The 13,216-nt window shown below is 70.4% G+C and carries 17 protein-coding genes; 14 read left to right on the plus strand and 3 right to left on the minus strand.

All coding sequences use genetic code 11. From position 1 onward, the window contains the following. Window positions 1–65 precede the first annotated feature (65 nt). From BGO22_RS16780 to BGO22_RS16830, 11 genes are all read left to right on the plus strand, one after another. On the plus strand, window positions 66–1,346 hold the full coding sequence (locus tag BGO22_RS16780; RefSeq protein WP_286851847.1) for a flagellar hook-length control protein FliK: 1,281 nt from the start codon (window positions 66–68) through the stop codon (window positions 1,344–1,346). Between the two features lie 126 nt (window positions 1,347–1,472). Beyond that, the gene (locus tag BGO22_RS16785; protein WP_204744179.1) at window positions 1,473–2,030 is read left to right on the plus strand and encodes a flagellar basal body-associated FliL family protein; all 558 of its coding nucleotides are present in this window, start codon (window positions 1,473–1,475) and stop codon (window positions 2,028–2,030) included. Window positions 2,031–2,048: 18 nt separating this feature from the next. Further along, window positions 2,049–3,053 carry a flagellar motor switch protein FliM gene (fliM, locus tag BGO22_RS16790; RefSeq protein WP_070401142.1) on the plus strand — a complete coding sequence of 335 codons (1,005 nt, stop codon included), beginning with the start codon at window positions 2,049–2,051 and terminating at the stop codon, window positions 3,051–3,053. Between the two features lie 19 nt (window positions 3,054–3,072). Next, a complete protein-coding gene (gene fliN, locus BGO22_RS16795; RefSeq protein ID WP_070401141.1) occupies window positions 3,073–3,492 on the plus strand; it encodes a flagellar motor switch protein FliN in 420 nt (139 codons plus the stop codon). A 117-nt stretch (window positions 3,493–3,609) separates the two neighbouring features. Further along, window positions 3,610–3,981: a FliO/MopB family protein gene (locus BGO22_RS16800; RefSeq protein WP_070401140.1), complete on the plus strand. Its 372-nt coding sequence runs from the start codon at window positions 3,610–3,612 to the stop codon at window positions 3,979–3,981. A 1-nt stretch (window position 3,982) separates the two neighbouring features. Then, window positions 3,983–4,759 carry a flagellar type III secretion system pore protein FliP gene (gene fliP / locus BGO22_RS16805; protein ID WP_070401139.1) on the plus strand — a complete coding sequence of 259 codons (777 nt, stop codon included), beginning with the start codon at window positions 3,983–3,985 and terminating at the stop codon, window positions 4,757–4,759. Window positions 4,760–4,767: 8 nt separating this feature from the next. Next, on the plus strand, window positions 4,768–5,037 hold the full coding sequence (gene fliQ / locus BGO22_RS16810) for a flagellar biosynthesis protein FliQ (protein WP_070401138.1): 270 nt from the start codon (window positions 4,768–4,770) through the stop codon (window positions 5,035–5,037). A gap of 107 nt (window positions 5,038–5,144) precedes the next feature. Then, window positions 5,145–5,909: a flagellar biosynthetic protein FliR gene (gene fliR, locus BGO22_RS16815; RefSeq protein WP_286851852.1), complete on the plus strand. Its 765-nt coding sequence runs from the start codon at window positions 5,145–5,147 to the stop codon at window positions 5,907–5,909. A 105-nt stretch (window positions 5,910–6,014) separates the two neighbouring features. Continuing rightward, on the plus strand, window positions 6,015–6,626 hold the full coding sequence (locus BGO22_RS16820; protein WP_286851854.1) for a TetR/AcrR family transcriptional regulator: 612 nt from the start codon (window positions 6,015–6,017) through the stop codon (window positions 6,624–6,626). A 77-nt stretch (window positions 6,627–6,703) separates the two neighbouring features. After that, window positions 6,704–7,402 (plus strand): SDR family oxidoreductase, encoded by a 699-nt coding sequence (locus BGO22_RS16825; protein WP_204744175.1) that lies wholly within the window; start codon window positions 6,704–6,706, stop codon window positions 7,400–7,402. A 2-nt stretch (window positions 7,403–7,404) separates the two neighbouring features. After that, the gene (locus BGO22_RS16830) at window positions 7,405–8,802 is read left to right on the plus strand and encodes an MATE family efflux transporter (protein ID WP_286851856.1); all 1,398 of its coding nucleotides are present in this window, start codon (window positions 7,405–7,407) and stop codon (window positions 8,800–8,802) included. 15 nt (window positions 8,803–8,817) lie between these two features. Here BGO22_RS16830 and BGO22_RS16835 read toward each other — a convergent pair whose 3' ends face one another. From BGO22_RS16835 to BGO22_RS16845, 3 genes are read right to left on the minus strand one after another with little or no spacing between them, the layout of a single operon-like run. After that, entirely contained in the window at window positions 8,818–9,258 is a 441-nt protein-coding gene (locus tag BGO22_RS16835) for a hypothetical protein (RefSeq protein WP_286851858.1), read from the minus strand. Next, window positions 9,255–9,884 (minus strand): response regulator, encoded by a 630-nt coding sequence (locus tag BGO22_RS16840; protein ID WP_070401132.1) that lies wholly within the window; start codon window positions 9,882–9,884, stop codon window positions 9,255–9,257. The genes BGO22_RS16835 and BGO22_RS16840 overlap by 4 nt, the downstream gene beginning before the upstream one ends. Beyond that, a complete protein-coding gene (locus BGO22_RS16845; protein WP_286851861.1) occupies window positions 9,862–11,016 on the minus strand; it encodes a hybrid sensor histidine kinase/response regulator in 1,155 nt (384 codons plus the stop codon). The genes BGO22_RS16840 and BGO22_RS16845 overlap by 23 nt, the downstream gene beginning before the upstream one ends. A gap of 166 nt (window positions 11,017–11,182) precedes the next feature. On the opposite strand from BGO22_RS16845, the gene BGO22_RS16850 reads away from it, so the two are divergent. The 3 genes from BGO22_RS16850 to BGO22_RS16860 all read left to right on the plus strand — a co-directional run. Beyond that, window positions 11,183–11,626, plus strand: a complete 444-nt coding sequence (locus BGO22_RS16850) for a hypothetical protein (RefSeq protein WP_286851864.1) — start codon at window positions 11,183–11,185, stop codon at window positions 11,624–11,626. Between the two features lie 47 nt (window positions 11,627–11,673). Further along, entirely contained in the window at window positions 11,674–12,036 is a 363-nt protein-coding gene (locus BGO22_RS16855) for a response regulator (protein ID WP_070401129.1), read from the plus strand. A gap of 111 nt (window positions 12,037–12,147) precedes the next feature. After that, window positions 12,148–13,216: Hpt domain-containing protein (locus BGO22_RS16860; RefSeq protein ID WP_286851866.1), on the plus strand; the 1,069-nt coding region annotated here is incomplete at its 3' end.

Below are 13,216 nucleotides of genomic sequence, written 5' to 3' on the forward strand. Positions count from 1 at the left end.
GAGATGGCGCTCAACGCCCACCGCCGCCGCGCCGAATCCGACAGCACGTTCCAGAGCTTCTCCGCATGACCACGACCGCGCCCAGCAACCCCCACCCGCCCGCGTCGCAGGCGGCGCACAGCCAGCCGCCCAGCCACGCCGCGCGCTCGGCGCACGGGCCGCAGCAGCCGACCGACCTGTTCTCCAGCCTGCTGGCGCTGCTGTCGCCGGACGCCGCGCCGCTGGACCCCCTGGGCACGGCCACCGCCACCACCGCCGGCGCGCCAGGCGAGGACCCGCTGGCCGAAGACCCTGCCGACAGCGACAACCCCCTGGCCGCACTCATGGCCTGGACCGCGCCGCACGAACTGGCGCCCGCGCCGCTGGCCGGCGACGGTTCGCTGGCCGGCGAGACGCGCGGCCTGGATACGCGCGCCGATCGCCTGGGTGGCGTGCCCGCCGAGGGCCTGCCCCTGGCCAACGGCAGCGCGCCGGGCCGCCAGGTGGCCGCCCCCTGGCAGCCCGCCGCCGCGCGGGCCTCGGCGCCCGGCGCGGCCACCGCCCTGGCGACCGTCGCGGGCCAGCCGGCCGGCGGCGCCGACACCCCCGCCCTGCGCTGGAGCCGCGCGGCCCCGCCCACCGAATCCGGCGCCAGCGCCGCCTGGCCCGTGCGCAGCACGGTCGCGCTGGACGCGCGCTTCCAGGCCACCTCGCCCACCGCCACACCCACCGGTGCGCTCGCGGCCCTGGCCGGGCGCGCTGGCGACGGCGACGAGCCCGCCCTGCCCGGTGCCTCGCCCACGGGCGGCGCCCGCGGCACTGGCGAAGCGGCCGCCGGACCGACGGCCACCACCGGCGCCACGGCGGCCGACAGCGGCCTGGGTGGCGACGCCACGGCCGACGGTGGCCAAGCGCGGCACGAGGCCGGCACCGACCCGAACAGCGCCCAAGACCTCTACGCCGCACCGGCCGACGCCGAGGCGGTGGAGGTGCAGCACTGGGGCGCGGGCGCCATGCGCCACGCCAGCCTGCGCGTGGGCGAGGACGCCCAGAACGCCATCGACATCCAGCTCGCCGTGCGCGGCGACGAGGTGCGGCTGGACTTCCGCACCGACGACGCCGCCGCGCGCGGCCTGCTGCGCGAGCACGCCCAGACCGCGCTGGGCGACCTCCTGCAGCAGGGCGGCCTCACGCTGGGCCAGGTCTCCGTCGGCGACCAGGGCCAGGGCGATGCCCGCCGCGACGGCCCCACTCCGCAGGCCCCCGCGCCGCGCGCCGAGCGCGCCGACGCCGGCCCGGCCGAGGCCGCCCCCCTGCGTCCGGCCGCGCCGGGCGCCAACGGCCCGGGCCTGGACCTCTTCATCTGAGCCCCCGGGGCGCGGGAAAGAACCGGTTTTTCCGCGCTTATCGAGCGAACGGCGTGGGGGGGCCCCTCCCACAATCCTTCTCAAGCCGCGCGCCTTTGAGCCCGCGGCAACCGACGAAGGAGAGCCATGTCCGCCGCTGCCACCGCCGCCGCCCAACCGGCCGAAGCCGCCCCCAAGAAGAAGGGCAAGAAGCTGCTGTTCGCCCTGATCGGCGTGGTCGTGCTGGGCATCGCGGGCGCGGGCGCCGCGCTGTTCATCCTCAAGAAGAACACCGCCGAGGACGAGGGCCTGGACGAGGAAGCCCCCGCGCACAAGCCGGTGGACCCGAAATCGGCCCCCACCTTCCTGCCGCTGGACAACATGGTGGTCAACCTGGCCGACCCCGGCGGCAACCGCTACATCCAGATCGGTCTCACGCTGCAGCTGCAGGATGCCCACACGGGCGACGCCGTGAAGGCCTTCATGCCCAGCATCCGCAGCCGCATCCTGGTGATCCTGTCCAAGCGCACCGCCGAGGACGTGCTCAGCGCCGAAGGCAAGAGCCGGCTCGGCAACGACATCATCGCCGCCGTCTCCGAGGTGATGGGCTATCCCGCGCCCAAGGCCGAGGACGAGGGCAAGAAGAAACGCGGCCCGGCCAGCCCCGTGCAGGCCGTGCTGTTCTCCAGCTTCATCGTGCAGTAAGCGCGGAGCGATCAGACCATGTCCGAATCGTTTCTGTCACAGGAAGAGGTCGATGCCCTGCTGGAGGGCGTGACCGGTGAAAGCCAGAAGCTCGCCAAGGAAGAGGTGCCGGAAGGCGGCGTTCGCAACTACAACCTCTCCAGCCAGGAACGCATCGTGCGTGGGCGCATGCCCACCATGGAGATCGTCAACGAGCGCTTCTCGCGCAACCTGCGCGTGGGCATGTTCAACTTCATCCGCCGCAGCCCCGAGATCTCGGTCGGCGGCGTGCAGGTGCAGAAGTACAGCGCCTTCCTGCGCGAGCTGGTGGTGCCCACCAACTTCAACATCATGGCCGTGCGGCCGCTGCGCGGCAACGGCCTGGTGGTGTGCGAGCCCACGCTGCTGTTCGGTGTGATCGACAGCCTGTTCGGCGGCACCGGCAAGTTCCACACCCGCATCGAGGGCCGAGACTTCTCGCCCACCGAGCAGCGCGTCATCAACCGGCTGGTGGACGTGGTGGCCGAGGAATACAAGAAGGCCTGGCGCGGCGTCTACCCGATCGAGCTGGCCTACCAGCGCTCGGAGATGCAGCCGCAGTTCGCCACCATCGCCACGCCAAGCGAGATCGTGGTCTCCACCAGCTTCACGCTGGAGATCGGCGACATCACCGGCTCGCTGCACATCTGCATTCCCTACGCCACGCTGGAGCCGATCCGCGACGTGCTCTATTCCAGCGTGCAGGGCGATGCCATCGAGGTCGACCGCCGTTGGGTCAAGCTGCTGAGCCACGAAATCCAGGCCGCCGAGGTGACCATGGTGGCCGAGCTCGCCAAGACCGAGGCCACCGTGGAGCAACTGCTGGCCATGCAGATCGGCGACTTCATCGAACTCGACCGCAACCCCACCATCACCACCCACGTCGACGGCGTGCCCGTGTTCGAGTGCCAGTACGGCACGCACAAGGGCAAGTACGCGCTGCGCGTGGAACGCAACCTGCGCGGCAGGGACATGAACTGGCTGGGGTCGTCCCCCGAGATGTGACCGGCGTTCAGGAGAAACCATGTCAACCGATACCAACGCACCCAACCAGGACGCCATCGCCGACGAATGGGCTCAGGCGCTCGAAGAGCAGGCCGCCACCGTCGCCGACGAGGGCGCACCAGCCTTCGACGCCGAGGCCACGCCGGTCAAGACCGCCATGGGCGCGGGCGGCGCGCAAGACATCCAGATGGTGCTGGACATCCCCGTCCAGCTCTCGGTGGAATTGGGGCGCACGCGCGTGCCCATCAAGTACATCCTGCAGCTCGCGCAGGGCTCCATCGTGGAGCTCGACGCGCTCGCCGGCGAACCCATGGACGTGCTGGTCAACGGCTACCTGATCGCCCAGGGCGAGGTGGTGGTGGTGAACGACAAGTTCGGCATCCGGCTCACCGACATCGTGACGCCCTCGGAGCGCATGAAGCGCCTGAGCAGAACGTGACCCCTCTGCGTCGCCTTCGGCGCCTTCCCCCCCAGGGGGGACGCCACCAGCGGTCCGGCAAAGCCGGTCCCGCGGTGGCCCTGGGTGGCGGGTCGGCGCTCTCAAGGAATTGAAGCTATGTGGCAAAACGCTTGGCCCGCCTTGGTCCTGCTCGCCCTGATGGTGGGCATCGCCTGGGCATTGAAGTGGGCGCGCGGGCGCTTGCCCGGCCTGCCGGGCGTGCCCGGGCAAAGCGGCCCCGTCCTCAAGGTGCTGGGCAGCGTCTCGCTCGGTCCGCAGCAGCGTGTGGTCACGCTGCAGGTGGGCCAGGGCGAGTCCGCCACCTGCCTGGTGCTCGGCGTCGCGCCGGGCAGCGTCAACGCCCTGCACGAAATGGCGATGCCGGCCGACACCGCCGCCCCGTCGGCGCCGGCGGCACCGCTGGCCGGTGGTTTCGCCGCACGCCTGGCGCAGCAACTCGTGAAAGGCCCGGGCGATGCGCCGCGCTGAAATGCCCCGTCTGGTCTGGTTGCGCGCGCTCGCGCTGCTGCTGGCCCTGATGCTGCTGTCCATCGGCGCCTGGGCGCAGAACGCGCCCGTGGCCACGCCGCAAGGCCCGTCGCTGCCCCTGGTCGTGGGCCAGGGCGCGGGCGGCGCCAGCTACTCGGTGCCGATCCAGACCCTGCTGTTCTTCACCGCGCTGTCCTTCCTGCCGGCGGTGCTGCTGCTGATGACGGGTTTCACCCGCATCGTCATCGTGCTCTCGCTGCTGCGCCAGGCCCTGGGCACGCAGTCGGCCCCGCCCAACCAGGTGATCGTGGGCCTGTCGCTCTTTCTCACGCTGTTCGTCATGGGCCCCACGCTGGACCAGGTCTACAGCAACGCCTACGGCCCCTATTCGCGCAACCAGATCAGCTTCGAGGAGGCGCTGCAGCGCGGCGAACAGCCCATGCGCGCCTTCATGCTCAAGCAGACGCGCCAGTCCGACTTCGAACTGTTCGCCAACCTGGCCCGCCTGCCCGAGGGCGTGACGGCCGAGAACGCGCCCTTTCGCGTGCTGGTGCCGGCCTTCGTCACGAGCGAGTTGAAGACCGCCTTCCAGATCGGCTTCATGATCTTCATCCCCTTCCTGGTCATCGACATGGTGGTGGCCAGCGTGCTCATGTCCTTGGGGATGATGATGCTGTCGCCCGTGCTGGTGGCGCTGCCCTTCAAGCTCATGCTGTTCGTGCTCGCGGACGGCTGGAACATCCTCATCGGCTCCTTGGCCGCCTCATTCGCCCAGTAGGGAACACCATGGAACCGCAAGCCGCCCTCACGCTTGGCCAGAACGCCCTCTTCCTGCTGCTCGCGGTGGCCGCGCCCGTGCTGGCCACGGTGCTGGGCGTGGGCCTGGTGATCAGCCTGTTCCAGGCCATCACCCAGATCCACGAACAGACCCTGTCCTTCGTGCCCAAGCTGATCGCCGCGATCGCGGTATTCGCCATCGCGGGGCCCTGGATGCTGACCACCATGGTCGAGTTCATCCGCACCACGATCCTGTCCATTCCCCAATACGCCGTGTAAGTGAAGCACCCCCGCCGCGCTCTGCGCGTCTCCCTCGAGGGGGCGGCACCTGAGGCCCGGCAAAGCCGGCTCCCCGGTGCCCCTGGCTTGCGCGTGCTCGCTCATCCATGATCACCTTCACTGAAGCACAGATCATGGCCTGGGTCTCGCCGGTGTTCTGGCCGTTCCTGCGCATCCTGGCCGTTTTCAGCAGCGCGCCCATCTTCTCCTCGCGCTCGGTGCCGGTGCGCACGCGCGTGGCCCTGGCCTTCCTCATCGCCTTCTGCGCGCAGGCCGCGCTGCCCGAGCAGCCGGTGGTGGCGCTGACCGACGCGCGCGCCTTCGAAACCGTGGTGCAGCAGGTGCTGATCGGCCTGGCCATCGGCCTGGCGGTGCGCATCGTGTTCGCGGCGGTGGAACTGGCGGGCGAACTCATCGGCCTGCAGATGGGCCTGAACTTCGCCGGCTTCTTCGACCCCAGCACCGGCAGCCAGAGCAGCACCGTGGGCCGCTTCTTCGGCAACACCACGATGCTGCTGTTCGTGGTGATGGGTGGCCACCTCATGCTGCTGCAGGCCGTGGTCTCCAGCTTCGGCACCTTTCCCGTGGGCGGCGGCGCGCTGGACGCGGTGAACACCATGCGCCTGCACGAGCTGGGCGCCGTGGTCTTCCGCTACGGCCTGTGGATCGCGCTGCCGCTGATCGGCATGCTGCTGTTCATCAACACCGTGCTGGGCTTCGTCTCGCGCATCGCGCCGCAGATGAACGCCTTCGCCATCGGCTTCCCGATCACGCTGTCGGCCGGTCTGATCGGCATCGCCTTCACCCTGCCCATGCTGGACACGCCGGTGGCCGCACTGCTGCGGCTGGCGACGGCGCTGTTCACGGGCTGATCCATTGGCGGGCCTGCGCGGGCCATGATTCGTGCCCATGCCCCCTCAAATATGATGGTTATCATATTTGAATAGACTCGCTTTTCCAACCTCAGCGTCCCCGCCATGGACAACCCCACCAGCCGCAAGCAGGCCACGCACGAACGAATCCTGGACACCGCCGCCGGCGTGCTGCGCGCCAGCGGCTTCCAGGGCGTGGGCGTGGCCGACATCATGAAGCGCGCGGGACTCACGCACGGCGGCTTCTACGCGCACTTCGCCTCACGCGAGGCGCTGCTGGCCGAAGCGCTGGAACGCGCGGGAGAGGACAGCCAGGTCCGGTTGCGTCGCGCGCTGGACGCGGGCGAGGCCAAGGGCGGCAGCCGGTTCCAGGCCCTGGTCGACAACTACCTCGCCGACCGCCACCTGCGTTCCCCGGAGAGTGGTTGCCCGGTGGCCGCGCTGGCCTCTGAAATGCCGCGCCAGCCCGACCCCGTGCGCGAGGCCGCCGCAGCGCGCATCGAGGCCTTGACCCGCACCGTGGCCGCCACGCTGGCGCCCGCGCAGGCGCGCGAGGCGGCCGGTGTGATCGCGTCGCAATTGGTGGGCGCTCTGCAAATCGCCCGCACGCTCGGCGACAACACCAAGGGCCGCCGCCACCTCGCGGCCAGCCGGCGCTTCCTGCTGGAACAGTTCGCGCCGGACAACACCAACACACCACCCGACACCACACACTGACCCCCATCGCGCGCCTTCGGCGCGCGTTCCTCAATGGCCGCAAATATGACGGTCATCATATTCTTCAGGAGTCCTTTGTGCAGATAGAAAACGCTGTCGTCTTCATCACCGGCGCCAACCGTGGCATTGGCCTGGCCTTCGCACGCGAAGCCCTGGCGCGCGGCGCGAAGCGCGTTTACGCCGCCAGCCGCCAACCCCAGCATGTGACGCTCGACGGCGTCACGCCCATCGAACTGGACGTGACCCGCCCCGAGCAGGTTCTTCGCGCCGCGCGCGACTGCGGTGACGTGACCCTGCTCATCAACAACGCGGGCGTCGCCGAGCTCGGCGGCTTCCTGCTGCCCGACGCGCTCGAGGCCTTGCGGCGCCAGCTCGAGGTGAACGTCTTCGGCATGCAGCGCATGGCCCTGGCTTTCGCGCCGGTGCTCGCGGCCAATGGCGGCGGCGCCATGCTCAACGTGCTGTCGATCGCGAGCTGGATCAATCGTCCGCTGTTGGGCACCTACGGCGCCACCAAGTCGGCGGCCTGGGCGCTCACCAACGGCCTGCGGCACGAGCTGCTGCAACAGGGCACACAGGTGACGGCACTGCACATGGGCTTCGTCGACACCAGCCTCACGCAGGGCATCGACGCGCCCAAGTCCACGCCGCAGGCGATCGTGCGCGCCGCCTTCGATGGCCTGCAGGCCGGCCTGCCCGAGGTGCTGGCCGACGACATGACTCGCCAAGTGAAACAGTCGCTCGCCAGCGCCACAGCGGCCTATTTGCACGCCTGAGCATGAACGCCGCCACCACCACCGCCAAGGCCAACGCCCCTTCCAGCGCCGCCGACACCCGCCAGCGCATGCTGCACGGTCCCGTGCTGCCCACGTTGATGCGACTGGCCACGCCCAACGTGCTGGGCCTGTTCGCCAACACCATCGTCATCGGCTTCGACGGCTACATCGTGGGCCGCCTGGGCGCCGACGCGCTGGCCGGCGTGGCGGTGGTGCTGCCGCTGGCCATGCTGATGCTGCACATGTCGGCCGGCGGCCTGGGTGGCAGCGCCACGGCCGTGGTGGCGCGCGCGGCCGGGGCGGGCGACGACGCGCGCGCCGCGCGCCTGGCCTGGCACGCTCTGGTGCTGGGGCTGATCGCCTCGCTGCTGTTCACCCTCGTCGCCGCGTCGCCACTGCTGTACGGTGCCATGGGCGCGCGCGGCTCGGCGCTGGATCAGGCCACCCGCTACGCCGGGGTGCTGTTCGGGGGCGCCTCAGCGGTCTGGACGGTCAACGTGCTGGCCGGCGTGGCGCGCGGCACCGGGCAGATGGGCGCGGCCGCGTTGGCACTCATCGCCACCACGGTGATGCACCTGCTGCTGGCGCCACAACTGGTGTTTGGCCTCGGCCCCCTGCCGCCGTTGGGCGTGGCCGGCGCGGCGGCCAGCACCGTCACCTGCAGCGCGGTGTCGGCGCTGGCCCTGCTGGCCTGGCTGTCGCGCCGGGGCGCGCCGGCCAGGCCGCTGGGCGTGGGCTGGCGGCTGCGGCGCGACGACGCGCGCGAGATCCTTCGCCTCGCCCTGCCCTCCGCCATCAACCCGATCCTGAGCAACGGCTCGATTGCCTTGGCCACGGCCTACGTGGCGGGCTTCGGCGGCCTGGCCATGGCGGGCTACGGCATCGCCGCGCGGTTGGAGTACATCTTGGTGCCCATCGCCTTCGGCATCGGCGGCGCGCTCACCGCCATGGTGGCCACCAACCTTGGCGCGCAGCAGGCGGCGCGCGCCAAGCGCATCACCTGGACGGGTGCCGCACTGGTCTGGGCGATCACGGGCGCGATCGGACTGGTCGCCGCGCTGTGGCCGTATCTGTGGATGGCGGCGTTCACCCGGGATGCGGCCGTGCAGGCAGCGGGCGCGAGCTACCTGCGCATCGTGGGCGGGGTCTACGGCTTTTTCGGCTTGGGTCTGGCGCTGTTCTTCGCGTCGCAGGGCGCGGGGCGGCTCACCTGGCCACTGGTGGCCAGCGCGGCGCGGCTGGTGGTGGTCGCGGCGGGTGGCTGGTTGGCGACGCGCCTGGCCGGCGATCAGCCGCAGGCACTGTACACGGTGGTGGGCCTGAGCCTGCTGCTCATGGGCCTGACGCTGGCCATCGCCACGCACCGCAGCGACTGGTCCACGCCGGGCCGTTCGCGCTGAGGGCCGTCCACATCGTCAATCGTCCCAGCGCAGGTCCGCCAGCTTCCAGTCCCCGCCCACCAGGCGCCACTCCAGCCGCACCTTGTAGGGCTCGGCGCGCTCGGGCACCAGGCCCTGCGCGCCGGTGACCAGCACCTGCGCCTCGCTCACGCCCAGCGTGGGTGTCTGCGGGTCCACGCGGTGGCGGCTCGACATCGCCATCACCTGGATGTTCTGGTAGCGCAGGAAGGTGGCGGTCAGCAGCCGGCGCGTGCCGTCGCGATCCAGGTTGCCGCTGCCTTGGAAATGCTCATCGAGCAGGTCCATCACGTCGCTGGTGTGGCGCGCCTCGATGGCGGCCTGCAGGGCCTTGGCGGCGGCCTCCAGCCGGGCCTGCGGGTCGCCCTTGCCGCAGGCGGCGAGCAGCGCGGCGCTCAGGCCCACCAGCGCCGCCCGGCGCGTCGTCCCGCCGCTCATACCAGCCCGTTGCGGATCGCGTACACCGTGAGCTCGGCGTTGTTCGACAGGTGCAGCTTCTCCAGCACCCGCGCGCGGTACACGCTCACGGTCTTGGGGCTGAGCATCAGTTCCTCGGCGATGTCGCTGAGCTTCTTGCCCGAGGCGATCTTCTGCAGGGTCTGCAGTTCGCGTTCGGACAGGCTGGCGTGCAGCTCCTCGGTCTCGGGCGCGCTGAGCGTGTCCACCAGCATCTGCGCCACCTCGGGCGTGACGTACTTGCGGCCCTGCTGCACCACGCGGATGGCGCCGACCAGCTCGGCCGGGTCGCCGGCCTTGTTGACGTAGCCGCGCGCGCCCGCGCGCAGGCAGCGGATGGCGTACTGGTCCTCGGGGTACATCGAGACCACCAGCACCTTCACCGGCGAGCCCTCTTCCTTGAGCGCGCCCAGCACCTCCAGGCCGCCGCGGCCGGGCATGTTCAGGTCCAGCACCAGCACGTCGCAGGGCGTCCTGCGCATGAGGTCGCGCAGTTCGGGGTAGCTGCCGGCTTCGCCGACGACCTGGATGTCGACCGCTTCGCTGATGGTGTCGCGGATGCCGCGGCGCACCACGGCGTGGTCGTCACACAAAATCACCTTGATCATGGGCTTCCTTGTGCTCCATCGGCGGCGGCAATGTGTCGCCCGACGGCAGCGGTACCGAGAGAATGACCGAGGTGCCACGCGGCGAGGCGCTGACGTCCAGCCAGCCACCCACCTTGGCCGCGCGCTCGCGCAGGCCCAGCAGGCCAAAGGACTTGGCCTTGCGCAGCGCGCCGCTGTCCATGCCGGGGCCGTTGTCGCTCACCTCCAGCGTGAGCACGCCCTCTCCGTCGTTGAGATCGATTTCCACGTGGGTCGCGCCAGCGGCGTGCTTGGCCACGTTGGTCATGGCCTCCTGCGCGGTGCGGTAGGCCACGAGCTGCACGTCGCGCGGCACTTCGATGCGCTCGGCCGTGCGGCGCACGTGCACGCGCAGGCCGGTGCGCCGCTCGAAGCCCGCGGCCAGCCAGACCACCGCGGCCACCAGGCCCTGGTCCAGGATGGGCGGGCGCAGATTCATCATGATGCGCTGGCTCGCCCCCAGGGCGTGCTGCACCATGTCCAGCGCGGTGTTCACGTGGCGCTGCATGTCGGCGTCGCTGGCGCGCCGGCCCACCCAGGCCAGATCCAGCTTGATAGCGGCCAGCGCACCACCGATGTCGTCGTGGATTTCGCGCGCGATATCCGCGCGCTCCTGCTCGATGCTGGTCTGCAGGTGCTCGGCCAATTCGGCCAGGCGCTGGCGCGACTCGGCCAGCTCGGCGTCGGCGCGCGCCTTGGCCTTGCGCGCGTCGCTGATCTCCAGCGCGCGCTTCACCACGTGCGCCAGGCGGTGCATGCTGTCCTTGAGCAGGTAGTCGCTCACGCCACGGTGCATGGCGTCCACGGCGGCGGTCTCGCCGATCGCGCCGGAGAGGATGACGAAAGGCACCTGGATGCCCAGCTTGCAGACCACGTCCCAGGCGTCCAGGCCGGTGAAGCCGGGCAGGTGGTAGTCCGCGAGCACGATGTCGTGCTGGCCCGATTGCGCCTCGCGGCGGAAATCCTCCAGCGTGTCCACCAGCGTGATCTCGTTGGCGAGCTGGCTGCGCTGCAGCGCGAACTTCACCAGCGCGTGGTCCACGCGGGAGTCCTCCAGGTGGAGGATGCGCACCGGTCGCGGGTGGCTCGCTGTCGCTTCACCGGTACCGGTCATGGAAGGTGCTCTGTGTCGCCTGGCGAAGAAGGGATTAGAAGCGCCTGGAGGTCGACGGAGACGGCCAAAAGGGCTGAATTCCAGGCCGTATTCGGTCGATACCCCAGGAGGCGGCTGCCGAAAATTGTAATACCCCGTATCCGTACCACCTTCCCCCTGCCCCCCCATGGAGACCCCCGCTTCGCCGCCGACCCCGCCTTCGGTCACGCTGCCCGTGGCGCTGGTGGCCGATCTGCAGGACTCGCTGCTCATCGCCATGACCGATCTGCAGCGCCTGGAAGGCCTGCTGGACCACGCCACCGGCAACCTGCTGGAGCGCTTCGGCAACGCCAACCGCGACCTGGAAGCCCTGGAGGGCGCTCTGGGCGAGGAGCTCACCCGCATTCGCCACAGCCTGCACCAGGCGGTGACCGAGCTGCAGTTCCACGACATGGCCACCCAGCTGCTGGCGCACACCGGCCGCATGCTCAAGGGTTGCGCCTGGCGCCTGGCCGAGCAGGCCATGGCGCCCGAGGAGGACGAGGTGCCCCTGGACCTCGACCCCATGCCCGAACGCCCCAGCCCCGTGACACAGGGCGAGATGGACGCGGGTTCGGTGGAGCTCTTTTAAGAATGCCCGCGCGCCGCCGATAACACCCGAAGAACGGAGAAACTCCCATGCGATCGATCCTTGCCGTCGACGACTCGGCATCCATGCGAAAAATGGTGTCCTTCACCCTGACGGGTGCCGGCTTTCACGTGGTGGAAGCGGTGGACGGCCAGGACGCCTGGGAAAAGGCGCAGAACCACAGCGTCGACCTGGTGCTGACCGACCAGAACATGCCCAAGCTGGACGGCCTGGGCCTGACGCGCAAGCTGCGCGAGCACCCCAAATTCAAGAACACGCCGATCCTGGTGCTGACCACGGAGTCCAGCGACGCCATGAAGCAGGCCGGCCGCGCCGCGGGCGCCACCGGCTGGCTGGTCAAGCCCTTCGATCCCGGCCGCCTCATCGAAGTCATCAACAAAGTGATTCGATGAAACACCCCCGCCGCGCTTCGCGCGACCCCCTCAAGGGGGCGGCACCAACGGCCCGGCCAAGCCGGTTCCGTGGGACCTCTGGCCAAAGAACACCCCTGCAGGAGAAGTGAAATGGGCGACATGATGAACGAGGGCCAACACCTCGGCAACGACATCGACCTCAGCCAGTTCTATCAAATCTTCTTCGAGGAAGCGGGCGAGAACCTCGATCAGATGGAGCAGATGCTGCTCGCGCTGGACGTGAACGCCGCGCAGGACGAGGAACTCAACGCCATCTTCCGCTGCGCCCACTCCATCAAGGGCGGCGCGGCCACCTTCGGCTTCGCCGACGTGGCCGAACTCACGCACCAGGCCGAGTCGCTGCTGGACAAGCTGCGCCGCCACGAACTGCAGCCCACGACCGCCATGGTGGACGTGCTGCTCGAATCCAGCGACGCGCTGCGCGGCCAGCTGGGCGCCCACCAGGGCGTGGGCAGCCCGCCCGACACCGGCAACCTGGTGGCGCGCATCTACGCCCTGGCCCAGGGCCAGGACGCGCCCGCCGCCACCGCGCCAGCGCCCGTGGCCGCGCCAGCCCCCGTGGTCGCGGCGCCCGCGCCGGCCCCCGCGCCGGTGGCCGCCGCCCCCGCGTCCAAGGCCGAGCGCGAGATCGACATCCACATCGGCCCGATCGACAACCCCGCGCAGGCCGACGGCATCGCCGAGCTGTTCCGCGACATCCCCGGCCTGGGCACGGTTTCGGCCATGCCCTGCGACCAACCCGGCAAGCGCGTGTTCCGCGCCCGCACCGCGGCCAGCGACAACGAACTGCTGGACCTGTTCACCTTCCACGTGAGCAAGGAGCAGATCCAGATCCACCCGGCCGGCGACGTGGTGCACGGCAAGGTGCCCATGCCCCCGGCCACCGAGGGCAAGGACTACGGCTTCTTCGAAGGCTCGCCCGGCCTGCCCGGCGCGCCCAGCGCGCACGCCAGCGCCGCCGCGGCCCGCGACACGCGCGCCGCCGAGGCCCGGGCCAGCGCGGCCGCCCCCGCCGCCGCGGGCGGCGCCGGCCTCGAGTCGAGCACCCTGCGCGTGTCGGTGAGCAAGGTCGACCAGCTCATCAACCTGGTGGGCGAGCTCGTCATCACCCAGGCCATGCTGGCGCAGAAGAGCCGCGAACTGGACAACAACAACGCCA

Source organism: Hydrogenophaga sp. 70-12 (assembly GCF_001897365.1).
Lineage (GTDB): Bacteria > Pseudomonadota > Gammaproteobacteria > Burkholderiales > Burkholderiaceae_C > Hydrogenophaga > Hydrogenophaga borbori.

Coding starts and splice junctions, on each gene's coding strand:
- BGO22_RS16820 (WP_286851854.1), top strand. CDS start 6,015: ATGGACAACCCCACCAGCCGCAAGCAGGCCACGCACGAACGAATCCTG.
- BGO22_RS16800 (WP_070401140.1), top strand. CDS start 3,610: ATGTGGCAAAACGCTTGGCCCGCCTTGGTCCTGCTCGCCCTGATGGTG.
- fliR (WP_286851852.1), top strand. CDS start 5,145: ATGATCACCTTCACTGAAGCACAGATCATGGCCTGGGTCTCGCCGGTG.
- fliP (WP_070401139.1), top strand. CDS start 3,983: ATGCCCCGTCTGGTCTGGTTGCGCGCGCTCGCGCTGCTGCTGGCCCTG.
- BGO22_RS16845 (WP_286851861.1), bottom strand. CDS start 11,016: ATGACCGGTACCGGTGAAGCGACAGCGAGCCACCCGCGACCGGTGCGC.
- fliM (WP_070401142.1), top strand. CDS start 2,049: ATGTCCGAATCGTTTCTGTCACAGGAAGAGGTCGATGCCCTGCTGGAG.
- BGO22_RS16835 (WP_286851858.1), bottom strand. CDS start 9,258: ATGAGCGGCGGGACGACGCGCCGGGCGGCGCTGGTGGGCCTGAGCGCC.
- fliQ (WP_070401138.1), top strand. CDS start 4,768: ATGGAACCGCAAGCCGCCCTCACGCTTGGCCAGAACGCCCTCTTCCTG.
- BGO22_RS16855 (WP_070401129.1), top strand. CDS start 11,674: ATGCGATCGATCCTTGCCGTCGACGACTCGGCATCCATGCGAAAAATG.
- BGO22_RS16840 (WP_070401132.1), bottom strand. CDS start 9,884: ATGATCAAGGTGATTTTGTGTGACGACCACGCCGTGGTGCGCCGCGGC.
- BGO22_RS16785 (WP_204744179.1), top strand. CDS start 1,473: ATGTCCGCCGCTGCCACCGCCGCCGCCCAACCGGCCGAAGCCGCCCCC.
- BGO22_RS16850 (WP_286851864.1), top strand. CDS start 11,183: ATGGAGACCCCCGCTTCGCCGCCGACCCCGCCTTCGGTCACGCTGCCC.
- BGO22_RS16830 (WP_286851856.1), top strand. CDS start 7,405: ATGAACGCCGCCACCACCACCGCCAAGGCCAACGCCCCTTCCAGCGCC.
- fliN (WP_070401141.1), top strand. CDS start 3,073: ATGTCAACCGATACCAACGCACCCAACCAGGACGCCATCGCCGACGAA.
- BGO22_RS16780 (WP_286851847.1), top strand. CDS start 66: ATGACCACGACCGCGCCCAGCAACCCCCACCCGCCCGCGTCGCAGGCG.